A 22458-nucleotide genomic window follows, 5' to 3' on the forward strand; every position below is an offset into this window, starting at 1 on the left:
GTCCATGACGGAGTCGGCACCGGCACATCCCGATGAGTCCCTGCCCCTCGACAGCACGGCGCAACTGTTGACTCGCATCACCGCACAGCTCGGCACCCAGCTCGGGCTCGTCTCCCTGAACGGAACCCGGCGGCACGGACAGGTCGCCACCCCGGGGCCGGTCCGGCGGATGGTGGCCGAAGTCGCGACGACCGCGTAGTTCCGCCGCCGGGCCGGTCGGCGCGCATCCGCCTGGGCCGCGCTGTCAGCCGGGACGTTTACTGTCGGAACCATGGACGGCATGGACGGCACGCAGGAAGCACAAGGCGCAGACGACACGCAGTGCACACACGACACGCAGTGCACACACGACACGCAGTGCGCGCACGGCACACAGGACCACGGCTCGGCCCCCTACCGCGCGGCCGACGCCGAACGCTGGGACACCGAGCCGGACAAGCGGCCCGGCCGTACCGCGTTCCAGCGCGACCGCGCCCGTGTGCTGCACTCCGCCGCACTGCGCCGGCTCGCGGGCAAGACCCAGGTCGTCACCCCCGGTACCCGCAGCCACGCCTGGGACGCCAGCCCGCGGACCCGGCTCACCCACTCCCTGGAATGCGCCCAGGTCGGCCGCGAGCTCGGGGCGGCGCTCGGCTGCGACCCCGATCTGGTCGAGACGGCCTGCCTCGCCCACGACCTCGGCCACCCGCCGTTCGGACACAACGGGGAGCAGGCGCTCAACGACTTCGCGTCGGACTGCGGGGGCTTCGAGGGCAACGCGCAGTCGCTGCGCCTGCTGACCCGGCTCGAACCGAAGCGGTTCGTCCCCGACACCCGCACCGGCGAGCTGGCCAGCGTCGGACTCAATCTGACCCGCGCCGCCCTGGACGCCGCCACCAAGTACCCGTGGCCGCGCGGCGGCCACCCCTTCGACCCGGACTCCCCGAAATTCGGGGTGTATGAGGACGACCTGCCCGTCTTCGAGTGGGCCCGCAGGGGCGCCCCGAAGGACCGCAAGTGCTTCGAGGCCCAGGTCATGGACTGGTCCGACGACGTCGCGTACTCGGTGCACGACTTCGAGGACGGGCTGCACGCCGGGCACATCGATCCGAACTGCCTCTACGCCGAGCCCGAGCGGAACGCGATCTGGGCGGTCGCCATCGGACGCTACGTCCCGGCGGACACCGATCCCGAGGAGCTGGCCGACGCCCTCGACCGGCTCATCGGCCAGGAGTGGTGGCCGGACAACTACGACGGTTCGGCCGTCGCCCAGGCCCGGCTGAAGGACGCGACGAGCCAGCTGATCGGCCGGTTCTGTCTGGCGGCCGAGAGCGGCACCCGGCAGGCTTACGGGACGGGCCGGCTCAGCCGGTACGCGGCCGAGCTGGTCGTGCCCCGCGAGGCACGCAACGAATGCGCCGTGCTCAAGGCGGTCGCCGACCGCTACGTCATGCAGCGCGCCGAGCAGGAGGCCATCCGCGCCGATCAGCGGATCGTCATCGCGGAGCTGGCCGCCGCGCTGACCGCACGCGCCCCGGAGGGACTGGAACCGCAGTTCCGGGCGCTGTTCGACGCCGCCTGCGACGACCGGGCCCGCAAGCGGGTCCTCGTCGATCAGATCGCCGCCCTGACCGACGCCTCGGCACGCTCCCTGCACGCCTCGCTCACCGGACCCCGCCGCTGACCGGCCGAGGCCTCGCCCCCGGCCGGTCACCCGGCCGTGTCGTCACCGTCGGGCGTTCCCGCGCTTGCGGCTCCTCCGGCGTGGGAGGCCCGTTCCCCACCGCCGCGCGGGGTCGTCCGCGACCCTGTCCGCGAGCCGCGCGGACTTGCCTGTGACCACGGGGTGTGACCTGATCGGTGTACACCCTCTTTCGCCATCACGCTGCGTGCGGGACGCTCGCAGTCGGGCCCCGCGCAGCAAGCACCGAGGAGGCATCAAGTGGTCGACGCACATCGGACGTTCGTCATCGTCGGCGGAGGACTGGCAGGAGCGAAGGCGGCCGAGACACTCCGGGCGGAGGGTTTCAGCGGCCGGGTGATCCTCCTCGGCGATGAACGCGATCATCCGTACGAACGGCCGCCGCTCTCCAAGGGCTATCTGTCCGGCAAGGAGGAGCGGGACAGCCTCTTCGTCCACGAGACCGCCTGGTACGCGGGCGCCGACATCGAGCTGCACCTGGGCCAGCCCGTCACCTCCCTCGACCGGCACGCCCGCTCCGTACAGCTCGGCGACGGCACCGTCGTCCACTACGACAAGCTGCTGCTCACCACCGGGGCCGAGCCGCGCCGCCTGCCCATCCCGGGTACGGACCTGGCCGGTGTCCACCATCTGCGCCGTCTGGCCCACGCCGACCGGCTGCGCAACGTACTGACCGCCCTCGGCCGCGACAACGGCCATCTGGTGATCGCCGGGGCGGGCTGGATCGGCCTGGAGGTCGCGGCGGCGGCGCGCGGGTACGGTGCCGAGGTCACCGTCGTCGAGCCGGAGCCGACCCCGTTGCACCAGGTCGTCGGCCCCGAGCTCGGCCAGATCTTCACCGATCTGCACACCGACCACGGGGTCCGCTTCCACTTCGGCGTCCGCCTCACCGAGATCATCGGCCAGGACGGCCTGGTCCTCGCGGTCCGCACCGACGACGGCGAGGAGCACCCCGCCCACGACGTGCTCGCGGCGATCGGTGCCGCCCCCCGCACCGCACTGGCCGAAGCGGCGGGGCTCGCCATGGCCGCGCGCAAGGACGGTGGAGGCATCGCCGTCGACGCCTCCCTGCGCACCTCCGACCCGCACATCTTCGCGGCCGGTGACGTCGCCAATATGGCCCATCCGCTGCTCGGCATCCGGCTGCGCGTGGAGCACTGGGCGAACGCGCTGAACAGCGGCCCGGCGGCGGCCCTCGCCATGCTCGGCAAGGAGGTCGGCTACGACCGGGTGCCGTACTTCTTCTCCGACCAGTACGACCTCGGTCTCGAATACTCGGGCTGGGCGCCGCCGGGCAGCTACGACCAGGTGGTCATCCGCGGCGACGCGGGAAAGCGCGAGTTCATCGCCTTCTGGCTGAAGGACCGCCGGGTGCTGGCCGGGATGAACGTCAACGTGTGGGACGTCACCGAGGACGTGCAGCAGTTGGTCCGGTCCGGCAGGCAGATCGACCCGGACGCGCTGGCCGACCCGTCGGTACCGCTGGCCGCCCTGAGGTGACCCGCGGAACCGAGCCGGACCGTCCGGACCGTGCCGCGACCGAGCCGTGCCTGACCGAACCGCGCTGGACCGAACCGCGCTGGACCGAACCGCGCCGGGCCGAGCCGGCCCGAACCGCGCCGGACTGAGCCCGGACCGGGCCGAGCCGAACCGGCCCGAACCGCGCCCGGCCGAGCCGCGGGACGCTGCGGGACTTCGCCCGGCCGCCGCGTCGGTGGTCCCGGACGGGAGCGTCCGGCCGTACCGCGCGCGGCAGGCGAACTCGTCCCCGGGTTCCCCGGATCACATCGGCACGCGGCACGGCTGTCGTACCCCACCCGTAGACTTCACCCGTGGCAGGCAGGATCAATGACGACGACGTGAAGGCGGTGCGGGACGCGGTCCCGATCGACGCCGTCGTTTCCGAGTATCTCCAGCTGCGCAACGCGGGCGGTGGCAACCTCAAGGGGCTCTGCCCGTTCCACGACGAGAAGTCCCCCTCCTTCCAGGTCAGTCCGAGCAAGGGTCTCTTCCACTGCTTCGGCTGCCAGGAGGGCGGTGACACGATCGCCTTCGTGATGAAGATCGACCATCTCTCGTTCTCCGAGACGGTCGAGCGGCTCGCCGCCAAGGCGGGCATCACCCTGCGCTACGAGGAGGGCGGGTACAACCCCTCCCACCAGCGCGGTGAGCGCATCCGGCTGGTCGAGGCCCACAAGGTGGCCGCCCAGTTCTATGTCGAGCAGCTGGACGGCCCCGAGGCGGAGATCGGCCGCAAGTTCCTCGCCGAGCGCGGCTTCGACCAGGCGGCGGCCGCCCATTTCGGTGTCGGCTACAGCCCGGCGGGCTGGGACCACCTCACCCGCTATCTGCGCGGCAAGGGCTTCAGCGACAAGGAGCTGATCACCTCCGGCCTCTCCCAGGACGGCAGGCGCGGCCCGATCGACCGCTTCCGCGGCCGGCTGATGTGGCCGATCAGCGACACCTCCGGCGACGTCGTCGGCTTCGGCGCCCGCAAGCTGCGCGACGACGACAACGGACCGAAGTACCTCAACACCCCCGAGACCGCGATCTACAAGAAGTCGCAGGTGCTGTACGGCATCGACCTGGCGAAGAAGGACATCGCGAAGGCCAGCAGGGCCGTGGTCGTCGAGGGTTACACCGACGTCATGGCCTGCCATCTCGCCGGGATCACCACCGCCATCGCCACCTGCGGTACGGCCTTCGGCGGGGACCACATCAAGATCCTGCGCCGCCTCCTGATGGACAACGGCAGCGCCCGGGTGATCTTCACCTTCGACGGTGACGCGGCCGGGCAGAAGGCCGCCCTGCGCGCCTTCGAGGACGACCAGAAGTTCGCCGCCGAGACGTACATCGCGATCGCCCCGGACAACATGGACCCGTGCGATCTGCGCCTGGTCAAGGGCGACGAGGCCGTCCGCGACCTGGTCGAGCCCCGTACCCCGCTCTTCGAGTTCGCGCTCCGCCAGATCGTCGCCCGGTACGACCTGGAGACCCCGGCGGGCCGCGGTGCCGCGCTCGACGAGGCGGCGCCCGTCGTCGCCCGGATCAAGAACAGCTCCTCGCAGCACGAGGTGGCCGTCCAGCTGGCCGGCATGCTCGGCATCCTGGACACCCAGTTCGTGGTCAAGCGCGTCGGCCAGCTCGCCCGCTGGGCCCGCGAGCGGGGTGACCAGCGGGGCGCCGCGCAGGCCCCGCCCCGCGGCGGCCCCCGGCACGAACAGGTCCAGGCGCCGACCGCCCCCTCCGGCCCCGCCCTCAACCTCCGCAGTCCCGCCCACCGCACCGAGCGCGAGCTGCTGAAGCTCGCCCTGCAGAAGCCCGCTCTCGTCTCTCCGGCCTTCGACGCCTACGGGGTCGACGAGTTCACCGCCCCGCCGTACGCGGCGGTCCGGCAGTGCATCGCGGAGGCGGGCGGCGCTGATATGGGCGTCCCCGAGACCCGCGAATACCTGGTCCAGGTCCTGGAGGTGGCCCCCGACGACAGGGTGCGCAATCTGGTCACCGAGCTTGCCGTCGAGGTCTTCCACGGCAAGACCATCGACGAGACCTACGCGGGCATGCAGCTCGTCCAGGTCCGGCTGCGCGCCGTCGACCGCCGGATCAACGACGTCCAGGGCAGCCTCGCCCGCCTCGGCAGCAATGTCGCCCCCGACCAGCTGGCCGCCGCGCAGAACGAGGTCTGGGTCCTCCAGCAGTACGCCGAGTCGCTGCGCAACAACGGCGCCGACGCGCTCTGACCCGAGGCCGGGGCGAGGTGCCGGCGGTGCTGCGGTGACGGCGCACCGGGCGCGTTCGGCCCTCGCTCCGTCGTCCGTCGCCGGGCGGGCTCGAAACTCCCGCCCCTCCCCGTCCGCGTATCCGCTCGGTCACGGACCGGACCCAGAAAGTCCCCGCACGCCCCTCGTGGCAGCGATGTGTCTTCCCCCACACTGGGGGGCGGTGCCTGAGTCATCGGAGCGCGGCCGGTCCACCGGACCGTGATCCGCCATCCCCGCGATCCGGCAGCGATCACCTGGAGGTCGCCCCCGTGCAGACCCGGACCCTGACCGAAACCGAGCATGTCTCGGCCATCCCCGCGCAGAACCGGGCCGTGCGTCATCCGGAGGCCGTGGCGGAGCCGCAGAAGCCGTCCGATCCACCCGACCCCCCCGAGGCACTCATGGAGGAGCCACCGGAGGCGCCCGACCCCCCGGAGCCGCGGGGCCGACCGGAGACGGCCGGTCCGTCCTCCGATCTGTTCCGCCAGTATCTGCGGGAGATCGGCCGGATCCCGCTGCTCACCGCCGCCGACGAGGTGGAGCTCGCCCGCCGGGTCGAGGCAGGTCTCTTCGCCGAGGAGCGGCTCGCGAGCACCCCGGACCCGGACAGCCGACTGGCCGTCGATCTGGACCGGCTGGTGGTCATGGGGCGGACGGCGAAGCGCCGGCTCATCGAGGCCAACCTCCGCCTCGTCGTCTCCGTCGCCAAACGCTACGTCGGCCGCGGGCTGACCATGCTCGATCTGGTCCAGGAGGGAAACCTCGGACTGATCAGGGCGGTCGAGAAGTTCGACTACGCGCGGGGGTACAAGTTCTCGACGTACGCGACCTGGTGGATCCGTCAGGCCATGTCCCGCGCCCTCGCCGACCAGGCGCGGACCATCCGGGTCCCGGTCCATGTCGTCGAACTGATCAACCGCGTCGTACGGGTCCAGCGCCGGATGCTCCAGGAACGCGGCTACGAGCCGACGCCCGAGGAGGTCGCCGACCAGCTCGACGTCACCCCGGAGCGCGTCGGCGAAGTCCTGCGGCTCGCCCTGGAACCCGTCTCGCTGCACGCCCCGGTCGGTGAGGAGGACGACGTCGCACTCGGCGATCTGATCGAGGACGGCGACGCCGCGTCCCCGGTCGAGTCCGCCGCGTTCCTGCTGCTGCGCGAACATCTGGAAGCGGTGCTCTCCACGCTCAACGAGCGTGAGCGCAAGGTGGTCCAGCTGCGCTACGGGCTGGCGGACGGGCGGCCCCGCACGCTGGAGGAGATCGGCAGGATCTTCGGCGTGACACGCGAACGCATCCGCCAGATCGAGTCCAAGACCCTCAACAAGCTGCGGGACCACGCCTTCGCCGACCAGCTGCGCGGCTACCTCGACTGAACCCGGCACCGTGGATGGGCAGACGGGCAGACGGGCAGACGGACACCCGGGCCGGACCGGATCCGTGGGGCCGTCGCCCGGGAGCGGACGGCCCGTCACCCGCCGTCGGCCGAAGCGCGTCGTGGCGGCCACCGCCCTCACCGGCCGCCCGGCTGCCGACGGGTTCGCGGACGGCCCCGGACGGAAGGAGCCCGTACCGCCGACCGGCGGTACGGGCCCCGTCACGTGCCGCGCTCGCGTCAGTCGACCTCGGCGACCGCCTGCGCGAACTGCGCCGAATACAACCGGGCGTACGCGCCCTCGGCATCCAGCAGCTCGTCGTGCGTGCCCTGTTCGACGATCGAGCCGTTCTCCATCACCAGGATGACGTCGGCATCCCGGATGGTGGAGAGCCGGTGCGCGATCACAAAGCTCGTACGGCCGTGCGCCAGGCGCGCCATCGCCTTCTGGATCAGCACCTCGGTACGGGTGTCGACGGAACTCGTCGCCTCGTCGAGCACCAGTATCACCGGGTCGGACAGGAACGCCCGCGCGATGGTGATGAGCTGCTTCTCGCCCGCGCTGACACCGGAGCCCTCGTCGTCGATCACCGTGTCGTAACCGTCCGGCAGGGTACGGATGAAGCGGTCGGCGTGGGCCGCCTTCGCCGCCTCCTCGATCTCCTCCCGGCTGACCTCGCGCGAAGCGCCGTACGCGATGTTCTCCGCGATGGACCCGCCGAACAGCCAGGTGTCCTGGAGGACCATGCCGATCCCCGAGCGCAGGTCGTCGCGCGACATGTTCGTCACGTCGACCCCGTCGAGGGTGATCCGGCCGCCCGTCACCTCGTAGAACCGCATCAGCAGATTGACGAGCGTGGTCTTGCCGGCGCCGGTCGGCCCGACGATCGCGACCGTGTGACCCGGCTCGACGTTCAGCGACAGGCTCTCGATGAGCGGCTTCTCCGGGTCGTAACGGAACGACACCTTCTCCAGCGAGACGCTGCCCCGCAGCTCCTCCGGGCGCTCGCCCGTGCCCGGCGCGGGGTCGGCGCCCTGCTCCTCGGCGTCCAGCAGCTCGAAGATCCGCTCGGCCGACGCGACACCCGACTGCACCAGGTTCGCCATCGAGGCGACCTGGGTCAGCGGCATCGAGAACTGCCGCGAGTACTGGATGAACGCCTGCACATCACCGATCGACAGTGATCCCGAAGCGACCCGCAGACCACCGACGACGGCGATCAGCACATAGTTCAGGTTGGAGACGAACATCATCAGCGGCTGCATGATCCCGCTGTTGAACTGCGCCTTGAAGCCCGCCTCGTACAGCGCGTCGTTCTGCTCGGCGAAGTCCTTCGCGGACTCCTCCTGCCGCCCGAAGACCTTCACCAGGGTGTGCCCGGTGTACATCTCCTCGATATGGGCGTTGAGCTTGCCCGTCACCTTCCACTGCTGCACGAACTGGGGCTGCGAGCGCTTGCCGACCTTCGTCGCCACGACCACCGAGAGCGGCACCGTCACCAGGGCGACCAGCGCCAGCAGCGGTGAGATCCAGAACATCATGATCAGCACACCGATGATGGTGAGCAGGGAGTTGATGAGCTGGCCCATCGTCTGCTGCATCGTCTGCGAGATGTTGTCGATGTCGTTCGTCGCCCGGCTGAGCACCTCGCCGCGCTTGGCCTGGTCGAAGTAGGACAGCGGCAGCCGCGACAGCTTGGTCTGGATGTCCTCGCGCAGCCGGAACACGACCCGGTTGATGATCCGGATCGACAGCCGTGTCGACACCAGCATCAGCAGCCCGGCACCGACGTAGACCGCCAGCGCCACCAGCAGCACGTCGCCCACCGCACCGAAGTCGATGCCGTGACCGGGGACGAAGTCCACTCCGGAGAGCATGTCGGCCAGGCCGCTGCTGCTCCTGCGCAGGCCCTCGATGGCCTGTTCCTTGGTCGTCCCCTCCGGCAGCCGCCGGCCGATGACCCCGGCGAACACCAGGTCGGTCGCCCTGCCGAGGATCTTCGGCCCGACCACCGAGAGGGCGACGCTCAGCACACCGGCCGCCAGCATCGCGTACAGCGACGTCTTCTCCGTGGCGAAGCGCTTCAGCAGCCGCTTCGAGGACCCCTTGAAGTCCATGGACCGGTCGGTCGGAGCCCCGCCCGCCATCATGCGTCCGCCAGGCCCGGCCATTACGCGGCCTCCGCTTCCGTCAGCTGGGAGAGCACGATCTCCCGGTATGTTTCATTGCCGTCCATCAGCTCGTGATGGGTGCCGGAGCCGACGACCCGGCCCTCGTCCAGCACCAGGATGCGGTCGGCGTCACGGATGGTGGACACCCGCTGGGCCACGATCACCACGGTCGCCTCGGCCGTCTCCTGCGAGAGCGCCCCGCGCAGCGCGGCGTCGGTCGCGTAGTCGAGCGCGGAGAACGAGTCGTCGAAGAGATAGATCTCCGGTCGCTGCACCAGCGTCCTGGCGATCGACAGACGCTGGCGCTGCCCGCCGGAGACATTGGTGCCGCCCTGCGCGATCGGCGCGTGCAGGCCGTGCTCCAGCGCCTCGACGAACTCCTTGGCCTGCGCGACCTCCAGCGCGTGCCACAGCTCCTCGTCGGTGGCGTCCGGGTTTCCGTACCGCAGATTCGTCGCCACCGTCCCGGAGAACAGATACGGCTTCTGCGGAACGAGACTCACGGTCTTCGCCAGCAGCGCCGGCTCCAGCGTCCGTACGTCCGTGCCGTCGACCAGTACCTGGCCGTCCGTCACATCGAACAGCCGCGGTACGAGTCCGAGCAGCGTCGACTTCCCGCTGCCCGTCGACCCGATGATCGCGGTGGTCTCGCCGGGACGGGCCACCAGATCCACCGACCGCAGCACCGGCTCCTCGGCGCCCGGGTAGCGGAAGTCCGCGCCGCGGACCTCCAGATGACCGTGGGCACGCAGTTCGCGGACCGGCTCGACGGGCGGAACCACGCTCGACTCGGTCTCCAGGACCTCCTGGACGCGCTCGGCACAGACCTCGGCGCGCGGCACCATCATGAACATGAAGGTGGCCATCATGACCGACATGACGATCTGCATCAGATAGGCGAGGAACGCGGTCAGCGCGCCGATCTCCATGCCGCCGCTGTCGATGCGGTGGGCACCGAACCAGACCACGGCAATCGACGACACGTTGACGACCGTCATCACGGTGGGGAACATCAGCGCCATCAGCCGGCCGGTGGACAGCGCCACATCGGTCAGCTCGTTGTTGGCGCCGCGGAACCGTTCCTCCTCGTAACGGTCGCGGACGAACGCGCGGATGACCCGGTTGCCGGTGATCTGCTCGCGCAGTACCCGGTTCACGGTGTCGACCCGCTCCTGCATGGTGCGGAACAGCGGCCGCATCCGCTTGACGATCAGGCTCACCGCGATGCCGAGCACCGGCACCACCGCGAGCAGCACCGCCGACAGCTTGACGTCCTGGCCGAGCGCCATGATGATCCCGCCGACACACATGATCGGCGCCGACACCATCAGCGTGAACGTCATCAGCACCAGCATCTGGATCTGCTGGACGTCATTGGTCGTCCGCGTGATCAGCGAGGGAGCGCCGAACCGTCCGACCTCACGGGCCGAGAACGACTGCACCCGGTCGAAGACCGACGCCCTGACATCACGGCCCAGGGCGGAGGCGGTGCGGGCGCCGTAGTAGACGGCCCCGATGTTGCAGAGCACCTGGACGATGCTGACGGCGATCATGATGCCGCCGAACTCAAGGATGTACCCCGTGTCCCCCTCGACGACGCCGTTGTCGATGATGTCGGCGTTCAGGGTGGGCAGATAGAGGGTGGCGCAGGTCTGCAGGAGTTGGAGGAGGACCAGCAGCAGGATGGGTTTCTTGTACGGACCGAGATAGGCCCGCAGTAGTTTTATGAGCACGCGTGTCTCTCGGAGTCGGCAGAGGTCGGGAGTCGACCCATTTTCCGGCACCGCGCGCGGCGACCGCGAACGTTTTTATTCAAGGCCGAGTAAAAAAACAGACCGAGTACACGTGTTGAGGGCCGCCCTCTGTCAGCCGTACCCGGTCAGGTCACCCAGGGTGTGCGGATGAGGGCGCGGAGTCGAAGGCTCCCGGATGGATCTGGTCCCGCGTCGCCACGTACTGCTGGCGCACCGCCTGCCCGACCGTCAGCTCCTCGCCCGGCTCCAGCACCTGCGCCGCGGCCCCCTGCCAGGCCGGGGGAGTGTGCGGATCGGCCGTCCCCTGCGAGACCCCCAGCGCCCAGGCCGCCTGCCGGGCCGCGCCAAGCGCCGCGTACTCGGCGGGCTGCGGCACGACCACCTGCGTGCCGAACAGCGCGGGCGCGAGCCCCTGCACGGCGGGCAGTTCGGCCGCCGCCCCCAGCAGGAACACCCGTCGCACCTCCACGCCGCGGCCGCGCAGCACATCGAGCGCGTCGGCCAGCGAGCACAGCATCCCCTCGAAGGCGGCCCGCGCCAGATGCTCCGGCTTCATCGACTCGCGCCGCAGCCCGCACAGCGTCCCGGCCGTGTGCGGCAGGTGCGGGGTGCGCTCGCCCTCCAGATACGGCAGGAGCACGAGCCCGGAGGCGCCCGGCGTCGACTTCAGAGCCAGCGCGGACAGCTCCTCCAGCCCCTCCGCGCCCAGCATGTCGGCGGTCCCGCGCAGCCCGCGTACCGCGTTCGACGTGTACACCACCGGCAGATGCATCCCGGTCGCGTCCGCGAACGAGGTGATCATTCCGTTCGGATCGGAGAGCGCCTCGTGGTGCACCGCCATGACCGAACCGGAAGCGCCCAGCGACACCACCGCGTCGCCGACCCCGACCCCCAGCCCGAAGGCCGCCGCCATCGTCTCGCCGGTCCCCGCGGAGATCAGCAGTCCCTCGGGCGTCGTCCCGGCCGCGTCGGAGGGGCCGAGCACCTCGGGCAGCGTGGCCTGGTGGCCGAGCGCGAGCTCCACCAGGTCGGGCCGGTAGGAGCCGCTGCCCGCCGACCAGTAACCGGTGCCGGACGCGGCACCCCGGTCGGTGGTCCGCCGGGCCGGCCGCCCCAGCAACTGCCACACCAGCCAGTCGTGCGGCTGCAGCACCGAGGCCACGCGCCGGGCCGCCTCCGGCTCGGTCCGCGCCAGCCAGCGCAGCTTCGACACCGGCTGCGCGGCCTGCGGCACCGTGCCGACCGCCTCGGCCCAGGACTGCCGCCCGCCGAGTGCGTCGATCAGGTCGGCGGCGGCGACCTGTGCCCGCTTGTCGTTGCCGAGGAGCGCCGGACGCACGAGATTGCCCTGGTGGTCGAGCGGCACCAGACCGTGCTGCTGTGCGGAGACGCCGATGGCCTGCACACCTTCGAGCAGCCCGTCGGTGGCGGCCTCACCCAGCGAGAGCAGCCATGCCTGCGGGTCGACCTCGGTGGCCTTCGCCTCGACGGGGTGTGCGGCGTACCCCCGGCGCAGCACGGCGCCCGTGTCCGTATCGCAGACCACGATGTGCGTGAAGGCGGAAGAACTGTCCAAGCCGGCGACTATGCCCATGCCCAAGATTCTGCCGCACCGCCGGAGCTTTTCCGTACCGGTGGTGCGGCAGTGGGAGGACGGGGCCGGCAACACGGCGGGGCCCGGTGCCGGACCCCGCGAGCCCGGCAGGATCCGGAAGAGGTCTTACGTGTTGCTGGTGCCCCAGTCGTCCTCGCCGTTCCGGCCGCGTGCCCGCAGGGAGCGCACCCGGTCGGTCACCGAGGCGGGCACCTTCTCGCCGACCTTGTCGCTCACCGTGCGGTACGCCTTGCCGGCCAGATCGCGGCCGCTCTGCGCCGCGGACTCGGCGGTGTTGCGCACGGCCGGATTCTGGGCGAACTGGCGTGCGGACTTCTTCATCTGCTCGTAGCGCTCGCGCCCGGCCCGCGTGCCGATCACGTATCCGAGAGCCAGTCCGGCGATGAACGTGAGCCGGTACCGCATGGCTGCCACCCTTCCTTGCCTCAGTGCGACGCTCAGTCTGACGTGTGCTGCCCGCCTACCCGCGGGCACCCGAGATCACCCCGGGCGATACCGATTGGCAAAGCACCCCCCTGCTTGCGCTAATGTATGTGTCGCAGCGAACGCGCGCCGCCCGGCAGAGCCAGGCAGGTAGGGTTCGGTGCAAACGCAGCAATCCCCTGTAGCTCAATTGGCAGAGCAGCCGGCTGTTAACCGGCAGGTTACTGGTTCGAGTCCAGTCGGGGGAGCGCGATCCCCTGTAGCTCAATTGGCAGAGCATTCGGCTGTTAACCGGAGGGTTACTGGTTCGAGTCCAGTCGGGGGAGCGGAACGGAAGAGGACCCCGCGGGGTCCTTTTTCGCGTGCCCGCGGCTGCCCGTCCCCGTGGTGCGGGTGGGGTTCACGTGACTCTTTCGCGTGTACTTCGCGCCATCCGGAACCGGGCAGGGGGGGATGCGGTCTTCATGGTCAGGTGAAGCCGACCATCCGGAGCGAGAGATCGTATGACCGGCTATGCTGCGGCAGACGGCGCGCACACTTGTACGCGCCACGCCGATAAGGGGCGGTAGCTCAGCCGGTTAGAGCAGCGGACTCATAATCCGTCGGCCGTGGGTTCGAGTCCCACCCGCCCCACTCCAGCAGAAACGTCGTGACCTGCGGAAATGCCGTTGCGACGGTAGCCGGTCCACGGCGTTCGCTGCACGAACGCTGCACCGACCCGCCGTAGGCTCCTCCGTATGGCTTACGGCAGGACCAATGAACGCCTGAACGGCGACCCCTCGTACTGAGATGACCCCTGTGGTGTGGACACGCCGACAACGGATCTTGCAGATCCGAGGAAGGGTGTCCTGGTGGGACGTAAGTCTCCGTATCCGGTGGAGTTCAGGAACGATGCCGTCGCGCTGTACCGCGCGGCGGGCGGGAAGCGCACGTATGCGGCGGTCGCGGCGGATGTCGGGGTGACCGACGAGGCCCTGCGGAGCTGAGTGTGCCAGGCCGACGAGAGCGCGGGTTCTCCGCGCTCCGGCCGCGGCGAGCAGAGCGCGGAGAGCCGGGATGAGGCACTGGCCCGGCTGCGCGCGGAGAACGGCCGGCTGCGCAAGGCAGGCGCCACAGCGCCCTCAACTACCTCTCGCCAGCCGAGTTCGAACAACAACAGCAGAGAGCACGTGAGCTCACACGCGCAGCATGAGCTCCGTGTCCACGCTCCGGGGGACGCCTCAGGTGAGACGCGTCACCGGGATAGGTTCGAGACGAGAAAGCCGAAACCTGCGTCGCGGGCGACGTCGGTGATCGGCGGCCGTCATCTGAGCTTGCCCGCGACCGCCTTCACGAGCTGCGTCTTCGCCACGGTCAGTGCGAACCGCTTGCCGGCGTCGGACGCCGGCTTCGCGTACCAGGGCAGGCCCCAGCGGCGCCACTTGGCGGGCTCCAGGTCCTTGGGGAGGGCAGGCAGGGGCACCGACCAGGCGCCGAGGCGGAGTTCCCCGCTCCATACGCCCGGGGCGAGGTCGCAGACGGGCACGTGGACGGAGAACAGGTCCGTGTGCGGGGAGCGGGTGACGGGGAAGAGGGCGGTGGCCCCGCCGTCACCGGTGAGGGCCGCGACGAGCGGGGCGGCCGTGGGGGAGGCGCCGAGGGTGCAGCGCCCGTTGATCAGCAGCTCGGTGGGGGAGCCGGCGTTCCAGCGGACGGCCCCGAACGTGAAGTGGGACCGTATACGGTGCTTCTTCTCGCCGAGGTCGAGGGTGTAGTTGCCGTGCGGCTTGGTGGTGTAGAGGGTGACGGCACGGGCGCCGCGTGCGCTCTCCACTATTCGTGTGTCCGGCTCGCCGGACAGCTGCTCGGCGCGCTTGCTGCCGATCCGCACCTCGCGGATCAGCCCCTGGGCACCCACGGCCAGCGAGACGTCCCACAGCCCGTCGCCGAGCGGGGCGCCCCCGGCGGCGGTGTCGATGTCGACGGCGGCCTCGAACCCGGCCTTCTCGTACGCGTACCGCCCCGCGTCCTCGTCGGTGCCGAGCCCGGGGGTCGCGGTGTGCGTGACGGGCAGCCGGTGCTCGGTCCCGCTGCCGCGTTCCCGCAGCACCAGCTCGGTGGTGACGTCATCGGTGGCGACCCGGTGCAGATACGCGTGCCCGGCCAGCCGCAGCTCGGTGCCGCGCAGTTCGGCCCGTGCGACATGGTGCCGCACGCCGACCTGGGCGGTGACGTCGTAGCACGCGTCGGGCACGGCTGCGGCGGGGTCGCGGAAGAAGGGGTACTGGGCGTAGGCGCGGCCCTGCTCGACGACGAGCGGGGTGGCGGACGCGGACTTGGCCAGCTGCTTCTCGAAGGCGGTGAGTTCGAGGATCTCGTCGAGCATCTGGTGGCGCACGAGGTGCAGCCGCAGCCGTGCCATCGCCGAGAGCCGGTCGGCCAGGCCGTCGTGCCAGAGGGGTTCGATGATCTCGGCGAGCCGCCTCAGCGTCTTGACCTGTGTCTCGCGGGGTTCCCACACCAGGTGCCCGCCGAGCAGTTGCTGGACCTCGACGGTCAGGTGGCGGTGGGCCAGGTGGTCGCGGCCGGGACCCGGCGGCACGTTCTCGAGGATCATGTCGACGACGCGGGGCAGGAAGCGCAGTCGGGGCTCCGAGCCCGAGGTCCGCTTGGTGATGTTGCCGTTGTCGTCCCGCTCGACCCAGAACAGGCAGTCGTAGTCGGCCAGTACGGAGATGCCGGAGGCGTGGATGTACGCCGGGCCGACGAACAGCTGGTCCTCGCCGATCTTCAGGTCTGTCGGGAACCGCAGCCGGTGCCGTTCCAGCAGCTCGCGGCGGAACAGCTTCATGGGATTGAGCGTCCAGTAGACGCGCGACGAGTAGACGTCGGTCTTCGGCTGGTTGCGCCGGAACATCGAGGTGGGCGCACCACGGCCCCCGACGCCGACCATTTTGCCGAGGACGACGTCGGTGTTGTTCTCCTCGGCCAGGGCGACCATGCGCTCCAGCGCCTCGGGCCCGAGATAGTCGTCGGCGTCGAGGAAGAAGATGAACTGTCCCCGGGCGTGGCCGAGGCCGACATTGCGGGGCGCGGACGGGCCGCCGGAGTTCTCCTGGTGGATGACGCGCAGAAGGCCCGGGTGGACGCCGGTCAGCCGCTCGAGTTCCTGGGGCGTTCCGTCGGTCGACCCGTCGTTGACGACGATGACCTCCAGGGCGTCCCGTCCGATGCTCTGCTCGGCGACGGACGTGATGCACCGCGTCAGATAGGGCATCGCGTTGTACGCAGCGATAATCACCGAAACGGTGGGGCCGGCCATCGTCATGCTCTCCAAAATGATGCGGGGCACGGCCCATTTCACCGGCTGTGATGCCGCTGTCGCCGTTCGCGCATGGGTACGATGCCAGTAAGTATGTGAAAATACCATGAGTTGTTGGTGTGTTCAGGGTGAATGATCGATGTGGTAAGGCCGCGCCGGGCGTTCAGCCGGAGCGTGTACGGCGTGCCGTAGCCCGCGTGGCGCGCGATCACCGACACGGAATCCTCCGTGTCGCGGAGCCGCGCGGGGGCTGGGGCGGGGCGCCACCATGTGAGGTACGTCACGGGCGGGCGCCCGACCAGGGACGTGGCCACCCACTACCGCCGGCTGCGTCCGGCGCCACCACGTCGGCCCCGCAAGCCGCAGGTCCAGTCCTCGGCGCTGACGGCCGAAGAGCGGTACGCGGTAATGAAGTTGATGAACTGCGACGAGTACGCCGAACTTCCGCCCGCCCAGATCTGGGCCCGCGAGCTGGATGTGCACGATCTCGGGCGTCATCCCGTTCCGGGCGATGGCCTTACGGTCAACTCCTCGGCACGCTGGGCTGATTCGGCGCATTCGACGGTGTGGCCGACGATCTGGCGGCTGAAGATGTCGATGACGTAGGCGTGATACCAGAAGCCCGTGATGGCGGAGGCGGCGGCACGACGCGGACCCGCAGCGAAGTAGGGCTGTCCGTTCCGGTTCTGGTCTGTTCCGCGTGCGCGGAGCGGGGTGTGACGCCTGGGGCGATGGAGCCGCTGGTCGGGGTGTGAACACGAACGCGACGCACGCCGCCGCCCCCTCGCCCGCCTACCTCGCGGTACTGCGCTCACCGATCGGTCTGGGACTGGCCGCTTCTCTTCTGCTCGTCGCCGTGATCGTCGGGGATGTGCTGTCGCTCGCCTCGGGGGGATATCTGTACGCACTGCTGCGCGGCGCGGCGGACCCCGAAGCGGCGCTGCTCGCGGTTCCCGGCATCGAGGACAGGCAACTCGTCCACAGCCTCTTCGGCCTGCTCCAGAGCCTGCTCTACCTCACCACCGGAGTCGTGTACGTGTGCTGGTTCTACCGCCTGCGCGACAACGCCGAAATCTTCGCTCCGGGCACTCACCGACGGGGCCGCAGCTGGACCGGCTGGGGCTGGCTCATCCCGGTCGTCAACCTGTGGTTCCCGCGTCGGATCAGCCTCGACATCTGGAACGCGAGCCGTCCTGAGGGACCGTATGCGCCCGACCGGCCGGGCCGTGGGCTGATCAACCTCTGGTGGGGATTCTGGCTCGCTCAGGGCCTCTTCGCCCTGGTCGGCGGAGCGGTCTACGACATGGCCGAATCAATCGGCACGACGAGCGCGGGACTCGGCCTGCTCACGCTGGCCGACCTCCTCGACATCGTCTGCGCCGTCCTCGCCATACGACTCGTCCGCACCCTGACGCACATGCAGCACATCAAGGCCATGCACGGGCCGGTCGCCCGGTCGGGAGAACCCGTCGGCTGAGGGCGAGCCGGAGAAGGGCCGATGTGTGCCTGCCGTGCCATTCGGTTGGGCCCCAGGCGGCCCCATGCCACCCCAGGTCCCCGGTCCACCTCAGCCGGCGAACCCCGGCACCACCAGACCGGACTCGTACGCGATCACCACCGCGTGGGTCCGGTTCTGCGCGCCGAGCTTGGTCAGCACGTTCCCGACATGGGTCTTCACCGTCTCCAGGCTCACCGTGAGCGACTCGGCGATCTCCGGGTTGGACAGACCGGTGGCCATCAATCGCAGCACCTCCTCCTCCCGCCCCGTCAGCGCCGCCTTCGGCAACGCCTCGGCGGAGCCCAGCGGGCGGGCGGCGACCATCCGGCGCAGTGCCGCCGGGAAGAGGATCGCCTCCCCCGCCGCCACCACCCGCACCGCCTCCGCGATCTGCTGGACCGGAAGCCGCTTGAGCACGAACCCGCTGGCCCCCGCGCTGAGCGCGGCGGTGACGTAGCCGTCGTTCTCGAAGGTGGTGATCACCACGACCTTCGGCGGTTCGGCGGACTCGGCAAGGAGTCGCCGGGTGGCCTCGATCCCGTTGAGACGCGGCATCCGCACATCCATCAGGACCACGTCCGGCCGTAGCCGCCGCACCTGCTCGACCGCCTCGACGCCGTCGGCGGCCTCTCCGACCACCGTGATTCCCGGCCGTGCCGCGAGCAACAGGCGCAGACCGCTGCGGGTCACCTCGTCGTCGTCCGCGATCAGGAGTGTGACGGGGGTGCCGGCAGGGCTGTTGGTGGTGGCGGGGCCGGCGTCGGCGCCGGTCATGACGGCTGAGCTCGTGTCAGGGCCGGTCGCGACGGCTTCGCTCGCGTCAGGGCCGATCATGCCGGCAACCGTACCGGCAGCCGGACCGCCAACCGCCAGTGCTGCGGCCCGTCCGGGCCGGCCTCGATCTCACCGTGCAGCAGTCTCACGCGCTCGGCCAGCCCGGGAAGGCCGTGCCCGGACGTAGGAAAGGCACCCGTGCCCGAGCCTTTACCCGTGCCCGCCCCGGTCCGGTTGACCACACTGAGCTCCAGCCCGTCCGGCGCGGTTGTCACCCGGACCTCGATCGGACCGCCCGCCCCGTGCCGCAACGCGTTCGTCAACCCCTCCTGCAGGATCCGGTACGCCGCCCGGGAGAGCGTCCCCTGGACCTGTGCCGGCTCGCCCGAGAGCTCCAGCCCCACCACCGCGCCCGCGTGCCGCAACCGGTCCAGCAGCTCGGGCAGGTCGGCCAAGGTCCGGGTCGGCGCTGCCTCCGCCTTCTCCTCGCGCAGCACGCCCAGCACGTAGTCCAGGTCCTCCAACGCGGCGCGGGCCGACTCCTCGATGCTGCGCAGGGCGGCCCGCGCCGTCACCGGATCGGCGCAGAGCATCTCGCCCGCCACCGCCGCCTGGATCGTGGCCGCGGTCAGTGTGTGCCCGATCGAGTCGTGCAACTCGTGGGCCAGCCGGTTGCGTTCGGCCAGCCGCAGCTCCCGCTCGGCCGCCAGCGCGAGCAGCTCGGCCGACGACGGCCCCAACAGCCGCGGCGCCAACCACCGCAGAGCGCTGGTCACCCCCACGCACACAGCCGCCGCCAGCAGCACGCAGCCGAGCGCCACCACCCAGCTCTCCCAGCCACCCGCCACCCGCACCGACCGGCCGAACAGACTCAGCCCGGCCTCGGCGCGGAACCGACCCACCGGGAGGGTCAGGCCCGCGAGGATCAGCACACCGCTCACCATCGCTCCCGCCCACCCCAGCGCCACGTGCAGCAGCAGCCAGACGGGGGTCCGCCAGCGGTCGGCGCCGGACGGCACGGCGGGCGCCGGCGCGACGGGGGCCGGCCCAGTGCTGGGTGAGCTCGCGGACTTGGACCGACCGGCACATGGGGGGGCGGCGTCGCGGGGCTGGGCACGCGCATCTGCGGCGTTGTCGTCAGTCGACAACGCTCCGCGTTGCCTCCCTCCTCCGCCTTGCAGCTGCACGCACCCAGCCCCGCTCCTTCTCCCACCCCCCATGTGCCGGTCGGTCTTACGTACGGCCACCGGATCCGGCAACGGCACCCTCAGCAGTCGACGGGCGCACGCGATCAGCACCCGCCGCGTGGTGCGGGCCAGCCCGACCACGCCGATCAGTGCTGCCCAGACCAGCAGGGACAGAACGATCCGCACCCCCTCGGGTGCGGAGCTCCACGCGAGCACCGGCAGCACAGCGAAAGGCAGCAGTGGCAGGCTCGCCAACGCGCCGCAATAGGCGAACAGCGCACCCGCGTACGTGGAGCCGCGCAGCAACGGCCGGATTTGCCTGGTCATGATCGGCCAGTATGACCTGACGGCTCACCGGTGACCTCCCCCGATAGAGGGAGCGATTTCTCCCGCCTTCCCGCGATGCGCACCCGAGACCCCGCAGACCAGGATCGGGTCCTGCCCATCTGACGGGAGGACGGATGATGAACACGCAAGGGACGCAGACGTCGCCGAATCACACGGCGCCGACTGAGGCCGTGTCGACTCGGACGACATCAACGCCGAGTCGGGCGGCGCAGAGTCGGACGGCATCGACCTCGGTCGCCGGGTCAGATCCATATGAGCCCTGCCCCCAGGGCCCCGGCCACGGCATGCGGCCGCCGGCCGGCGGGAACGGCCTGGCCGTGGCCGCCATGGCGCTGGGCCTCATCAGCTTGATGACCTCGATCGTCTTCGTCGGCGGCCTGCTCGGCGGCATCGGCCTGATCCTGGGCGTCGTCGGCGTGAAGACGGCCAAGCGGACCGGCATCGGCCGGGGCAAGGCCATCACCGGCCTGGTGACGTCGTCCCTCGCGATCGTGGTGTCCGTCCTGGTCGCCGTCTTCATGGTCTGGTACGCCAACAAGACGCAGGAGTGCTACCAGCCAGAGAGCATCCAGCAGTACAAGCAGTGCGTCCACCAGCAACTCACCGGGCACTGACCGGGCACTGACCGGCGGTCGGCAGCACAGCCGGCGCCGCCCCCGGCCTCGGCGCACCACCCGGGCGGCCCCCCACCAGGCCCCGGGCCACGACGTCGAAGATCAGCACGACGCCGTGAGTCGGACAGCGAATCCCATCCTGGCGATGGATTCACCGCCCTCCCGCGCGCAAAAAGGCGGTAGGGCCAGTCACCTCTCCCGAGCAAGGACGAGCATCACTATGCGAAACGGACGAATAGCATCTCTTCTGGCCGTCGGTGCCGTGGCGACTTTCGTTTCGGCGCCTGCACCCGCAGTGGCCTCCGCCTCATCTCAGTCCTCTGCTGCCAAGGCCCCTCTGCTCCAGTACACGCAGCAGAAACCCCAGTGGCAGCGCTGCGACGCGGGGAGCCCCGCCACCTATCAGTGCATGACGCTCAAGGTGCCGCTGGACTACAGCGATCCCGGCGGCAAGAAGATCGACATCGCGGTATCCCGGCTGAAGGCGAGCAGCGCGAAGGAACGCCGCGGCGTTCTGCTGCTCAACCCCGGCGGCCCCGGTGGGCCGGGCCTGGATATGCCTGTCACCCCGGAACTGGACTTCCCCGAGGAGGTGAAGAGCCACTACGACCTCATCGGGTTCGACCCGAGGGGGGTCGGGCAGAGCTCTCCCGTCAGCTGCGGATTGACCGACGACGAACAGAACTTTGAGCGCCCTTACAGGGCCGGGACATTCGCGAAGGATGTGGAGTGGGCACGTACGGTGGCCGACAAGTGCCGGGCCAAGGGGGGTGATGCACTGCGGCACCTCACCACCCGCAACACCGCCCGCGACATGGACGTCATCCGCGCCGTGCTGGGGGAGAAGAAGATCTCCTACCTGGGGTTCTCCTACGGTACCTACCTCGGCGCCGTCTACACGCAGATGTTCCCCCGGCGAACCGACCGGTTCGTGCTGGACAGTGCAACCGACCCCGCACGGATCTGGCGGGGCATGTTCCAGGAGATGGCGGAGGGGACCGAGCCCGCCTTCACGCGATGGAGCGATTGGACTGCCCGGCGACACACGACATACGAACTGGGCGATACCCCGGCCGAGGTCCGCAAGACCTTCTGGGACCTGGTCGCCCAGGCCGACCGCGAGCCCATCGACGCCGACGGGGAGCCCCTCACCGGTGACGGCATCCGTGCTCAGCACGCCGCGTTCTTCCACGTTCAGGACGCCGCCGAATGGGTCGCCGGGCTGAAGAAGGCGGCCGAGGTCAAGAAGGCGGCCGAGGTCAAGGAGGCGGCCGGGGACGAGAAGCCGGCCCCGTCGTCCGGTACGCCCCGGCGGACCCCGAGCCCCGTCCCGTCGGCGTTCGCCCATGACGTTCCCCCGGACAATGACGCCGCGAGTGCTTGGGCTGTCCTGTGCGCCGACACCCGTACGTGGCCGCGCGATCCCGAGCAGTACCGCCGCGACGCGATCCGCGACAAGGCCCGGTATCCGCTGTACGGCGATTTCGCGTCCAACATCAAGCCGTGTGCCTTCTGGAAGCAGGGCAACGAGCCCGCGACAACGGTGAACAACAAGGTCGGTGCGCTGATCCTGCAGAACGAGTGGGACCCCGGAACGCCCCTGGCCGGCGGCCAGGCCATGCACCGGGCCCTGCGCGGCTCCCGGATGGTCACCGTCGTCGGGGGAGAGGGACACATCGTCCACGGCTCCAACTCCTGTGCGGACAAGAGCCGCACGGTCTATCTGACCACGGGCAGGCTCCCGGCCGAGGATCTGACCTGCCAGGCACCGGGCGGGCAGTAGGAGAAATACCGGAAGCTTCCTGTCCCGACACCCCCGGGAACGCGCAACCACTTCTGACCCTTCGCGGGGTCGGGTCACCCACCGTACGACCGTCGGCCGGGTTCACCAGCGCGTCCCGGCGCCGCCGACAGGCGAGGTCGGACATGCCCGTATGGTGCTCGGCCGGACCCGGTCG

Annotated in this window: 16 protein-coding genes, 3 tRNA genes and 1 pseudogene; 13 read left to right on the plus strand and 7 right to left on the minus strand. The window is 70.3% G+C overall.

Annotated features, from left to right (window positions below; translation table 11 throughout):
* Positions 1-4 precede the first annotated feature (4 nt).
* The 5 genes from ACZ68L_RS10215 (at position 5) to ACZ68L_RS10235 (ending at position 6815) form a co-directional block, all read left to right on the plus strand.
* A complete protein-coding gene (locus tag ACZ68L_RS10215) occupies positions 5-199 on the plus strand; it encodes a hypothetical protein (protein WP_469575787.1) in 195 nt (64 codons plus the stop codon).
* Between the two features lie 81 nt (positions 200-280).
* Positions 281-1663 (plus strand): deoxyguanosinetriphosphate triphosphohydrolase, encoded by a 1383-nt coding sequence (locus tag ACZ68L_RS10220; RefSeq protein ID WP_469575898.1) that lies wholly within the window; start codon positions 281-283, stop codon positions 1661-1663.
* 258 nt (positions 1664-1921) lie between these two features.
* Complete coding sequence (locus tag ACZ68L_RS10225; protein ID WP_469575788.1) at positions 1922-3181, plus strand: NAD(P)/FAD-dependent oxidoreductase; 1260 nt, start codon at positions 1922-1924, stop codon at positions 3179-3181.
* 332 nt (positions 3182-3513) lie between these two features.
* On the plus strand, positions 3514-5421 hold the full coding sequence (dnaG, locus tag ACZ68L_RS10230) for a DNA primase (protein WP_469575790.1): 1908 nt from the start codon (positions 3514-3516) through the stop codon (positions 5419-5421).
* Positions 5422-5711: 290 nt separating this feature from the next.
* Positions 5712-6815 (plus strand): RNA polymerase sigma factor, encoded by a 1104-nt coding sequence (locus ACZ68L_RS10235; RefSeq protein WP_469575792.1) that lies wholly within the window; start codon positions 5712-5714, stop codon positions 6813-6815.
* A gap of 239 nt (positions 6816-7054) precedes the next feature.
* On the opposite strand, the gene ACZ68L_RS10240 is transcribed toward ACZ68L_RS10235, so the two are convergent.
* The 4 genes from ACZ68L_RS10240 to ACZ68L_RS10255 all read right to left on the minus strand — a co-directional run bounded on the left by ACZ68L_RS10240 (position 7055) and on the right by ACZ68L_RS10255 (position 12760).
* Positions 7055-8986 carry an ABC transporter ATP-binding protein gene (locus ACZ68L_RS10240; RefSeq protein ID WP_469575794.1) on the minus strand — a complete coding sequence of 644 codons (1932 nt, stop codon included), beginning with the start codon at positions 8984-8986 and terminating at the stop codon, positions 7055-7057.
* Complete coding sequence (locus ACZ68L_RS10245) at positions 8986-10719, minus strand: ABC transporter ATP-binding protein (RefSeq protein ID WP_469575796.1); 1734 nt, start codon at positions 10717-10719, stop codon at positions 8986-8988. Before ACZ68L_RS10245 ends, ACZ68L_RS10240 begins: the two co-directional genes overlap by 1 nt.
* A 151-nt stretch (positions 10720-10870) precedes the next feature.
* Entirely contained in the window at positions 10871-12334 is a 1464-nt protein-coding gene (locus ACZ68L_RS10250) for an FGGY family carbohydrate kinase (protein ID WP_469575797.1), read from the minus strand.
* Positions 12335-12460: 126 nt separating this feature from the next.
* The gene (locus ACZ68L_RS10255) at positions 12461-12760 is read right to left on the minus strand and encodes a YtxH domain-containing protein (protein WP_469575798.1); all 300 of its coding nucleotides are present in this window, start codon (positions 12758-12760) and stop codon (positions 12461-12463) included.
* 193 nt (positions 12761-12953) lie between these two features.
* Here ACZ68L_RS10255 and ACZ68L_RS10260 point away from each other — a divergent pair.
* The 4 genes and pseudogenes from ACZ68L_RS10260 to ACZ68L_RS10275 form a co-directional block, all read left to right on the plus strand.
* Positions 12954-13026, plus strand: a tRNA-Asn gene (locus ACZ68L_RS10260).
* Positions 13027-13031: 5 nt separating this feature from the next.
* Positions 13032-13104 (plus strand) — tRNA-Asn (locus ACZ68L_RS10265).
* Between the two features lie 233 nt (positions 13105-13337).
* Positions 13338-13411 (plus strand) — tRNA-Ile (locus tag ACZ68L_RS10270).
* A gap of 218 nt (positions 13412-13629) precedes the next feature.
* Positions 13630-13761, plus strand: a pseudogene (locus tag ACZ68L_RS10275) (IS3-like element ISRhosp1 family transposase); the annotation flags it as partial.
* A gap of 320 nt (positions 13762-14081) precedes the next feature.
* On the opposite strand, the gene ACZ68L_RS10280 reads toward ACZ68L_RS10275, so the two are convergent.
* A complete protein-coding gene (locus ACZ68L_RS10280; RefSeq protein ID WP_469575799.1) occupies positions 14082-16085 on the minus strand; it encodes a glycosyltransferase family 2 protein in 2004 nt (667 codons plus the stop codon).
* 300 nt (positions 16086-16385) lie between these two features.
* On the opposite strand from ACZ68L_RS10280, the gene ACZ68L_RS10285 reads away from it, so the two are divergent.
* Both ACZ68L_RS10285 and ACZ68L_RS10290 read left to right on the plus strand, forming a co-directional pair.
* Entirely contained in the window at positions 16386-16685 is a 300-nt protein-coding gene (locus ACZ68L_RS10285) for a hypothetical protein (RefSeq protein ID WP_469575800.1), read from the plus strand.
* 145 nt (positions 16686-16830) lie between these two features.
* Positions 16831-17556, plus strand: a complete 726-nt coding sequence (locus ACZ68L_RS10290) for a DUF4328 domain-containing protein (protein ID WP_469575802.1) — start codon at positions 16831-16833, stop codon at positions 17554-17556.
* Positions 17557-17646: 90 nt separating this feature from the next.
* Here the strand turns inward: ACZ68L_RS10290 and ACZ68L_RS10295 are convergent, their stop codons facing one another.
* Positions 17647-18351, minus strand: coding sequence for a response regulator transcription factor (locus ACZ68L_RS10295; protein WP_469575900.1), 705 nt, complete (start codon positions 18349-18351; stop codon positions 17647-17649).
* A gap of 56 nt (positions 18352-18407) precedes the next feature.
* Positions 18408-19865: a sensor histidine kinase gene (locus ACZ68L_RS10300; RefSeq protein WP_469575804.1), complete on the minus strand. Its 1458-nt coding sequence runs from the start codon at positions 19863-19865 to the stop codon at positions 18408-18410.
* Positions 19866-20170: 305 nt separating this feature from the next.
* On the opposite strand from ACZ68L_RS10300, the gene ACZ68L_RS10305 reads away from it, so the two are divergent.
* Both ACZ68L_RS10305 and ACZ68L_RS10310 read left to right on the plus strand, forming a co-directional pair.
* Positions 20171-20500 (plus strand): DUF4190 domain-containing protein, encoded by a 330-nt coding sequence (locus ACZ68L_RS10305; protein WP_469575806.1) that lies wholly within the window; start codon positions 20171-20173, stop codon positions 20498-20500.
* 220 nt (positions 20501-20720) lie between these two features.
* Entirely contained in the window at positions 20721-22283 is a 1563-nt protein-coding gene (locus tag ACZ68L_RS10310; RefSeq protein WP_469575807.1) for an alpha/beta hydrolase, read from the plus strand.
* Positions 22284-22458: the final 175 nt, after the last annotated feature.

It is taken from the genome of Streptomyces sp. NPDC104309, from assembly GCF_055584025.1.

What these genes read in the sequence shown, in the direction of transcription:
- ACZ68L_RS10215 (WP_469575787.1), top strand. Translation starts at nt 5, where the DNA reads ATGACGGAGTCGGCACCGGCACATCCCGATGAGTCCCTGCCCCTCGAC.
- ACZ68L_RS10220 (WP_469575898.1), top strand. Translation starts at nt 281, where the DNA reads ATGGACGGCACGCAGGAAGCACAAGGCGCAGACGACACGCAGTGCACA.
- ACZ68L_RS10240 (WP_469575794.1), bottom strand. Translation starts at nt 8,986, where the DNA reads ATGGCCGGGCCTGGCGGACGCATGATGGCGGGCGGGGCTCCGACCGAC.
- ACZ68L_RS10250 (WP_469575797.1), bottom strand. Translation starts at nt 12,334, where the DNA reads ATGGGCATAGTCGCCGGCTTGGACAGTTCTTCCGCCTTCACGCACATC.
- ACZ68L_RS10255 (WP_469575798.1), bottom strand. Translation starts at nt 12,760, where the DNA reads ATGCGGTACCGGCTCACGTTCATCGCCGGACTGGCTCTCGGATACGTG.
- ACZ68L_RS10280 (WP_469575799.1), bottom strand. Translation starts at nt 16,085, where the DNA reads ATGACGATGGCCGGCCCCACCGTTTCGGTGATTATCGCTGCGTACAAC.
- ACZ68L_RS10295 (WP_469575900.1), bottom strand. Translation starts at nt 18,351, where the DNA reads ATGACCGGCGCCGACGCCGGCCCCGCCACCACCAACAGCCCTGCCGGC.
- ACZ68L_RS10300 (WP_469575804.1), bottom strand. Translation starts at nt 19,865, where the DNA reads ATGACCAGGCAAATCCGGCCGTTGCTGCGCGGCTCCACGTACGCGGGT.
- ACZ68L_RS10305 (WP_469575806.1), top strand. Translation starts at nt 20,171, where the DNA reads ATGCGGCCGCCGGCCGGCGGGAACGGCCTGGCCGTGGCCGCCATGGCG.
- ACZ68L_RS10310 (WP_469575807.1), top strand. Translation starts at nt 20,721, where the DNA reads ATGCGAAACGGACGAATAGCATCTCTTCTGGCCGTCGGTGCCGTGGCG.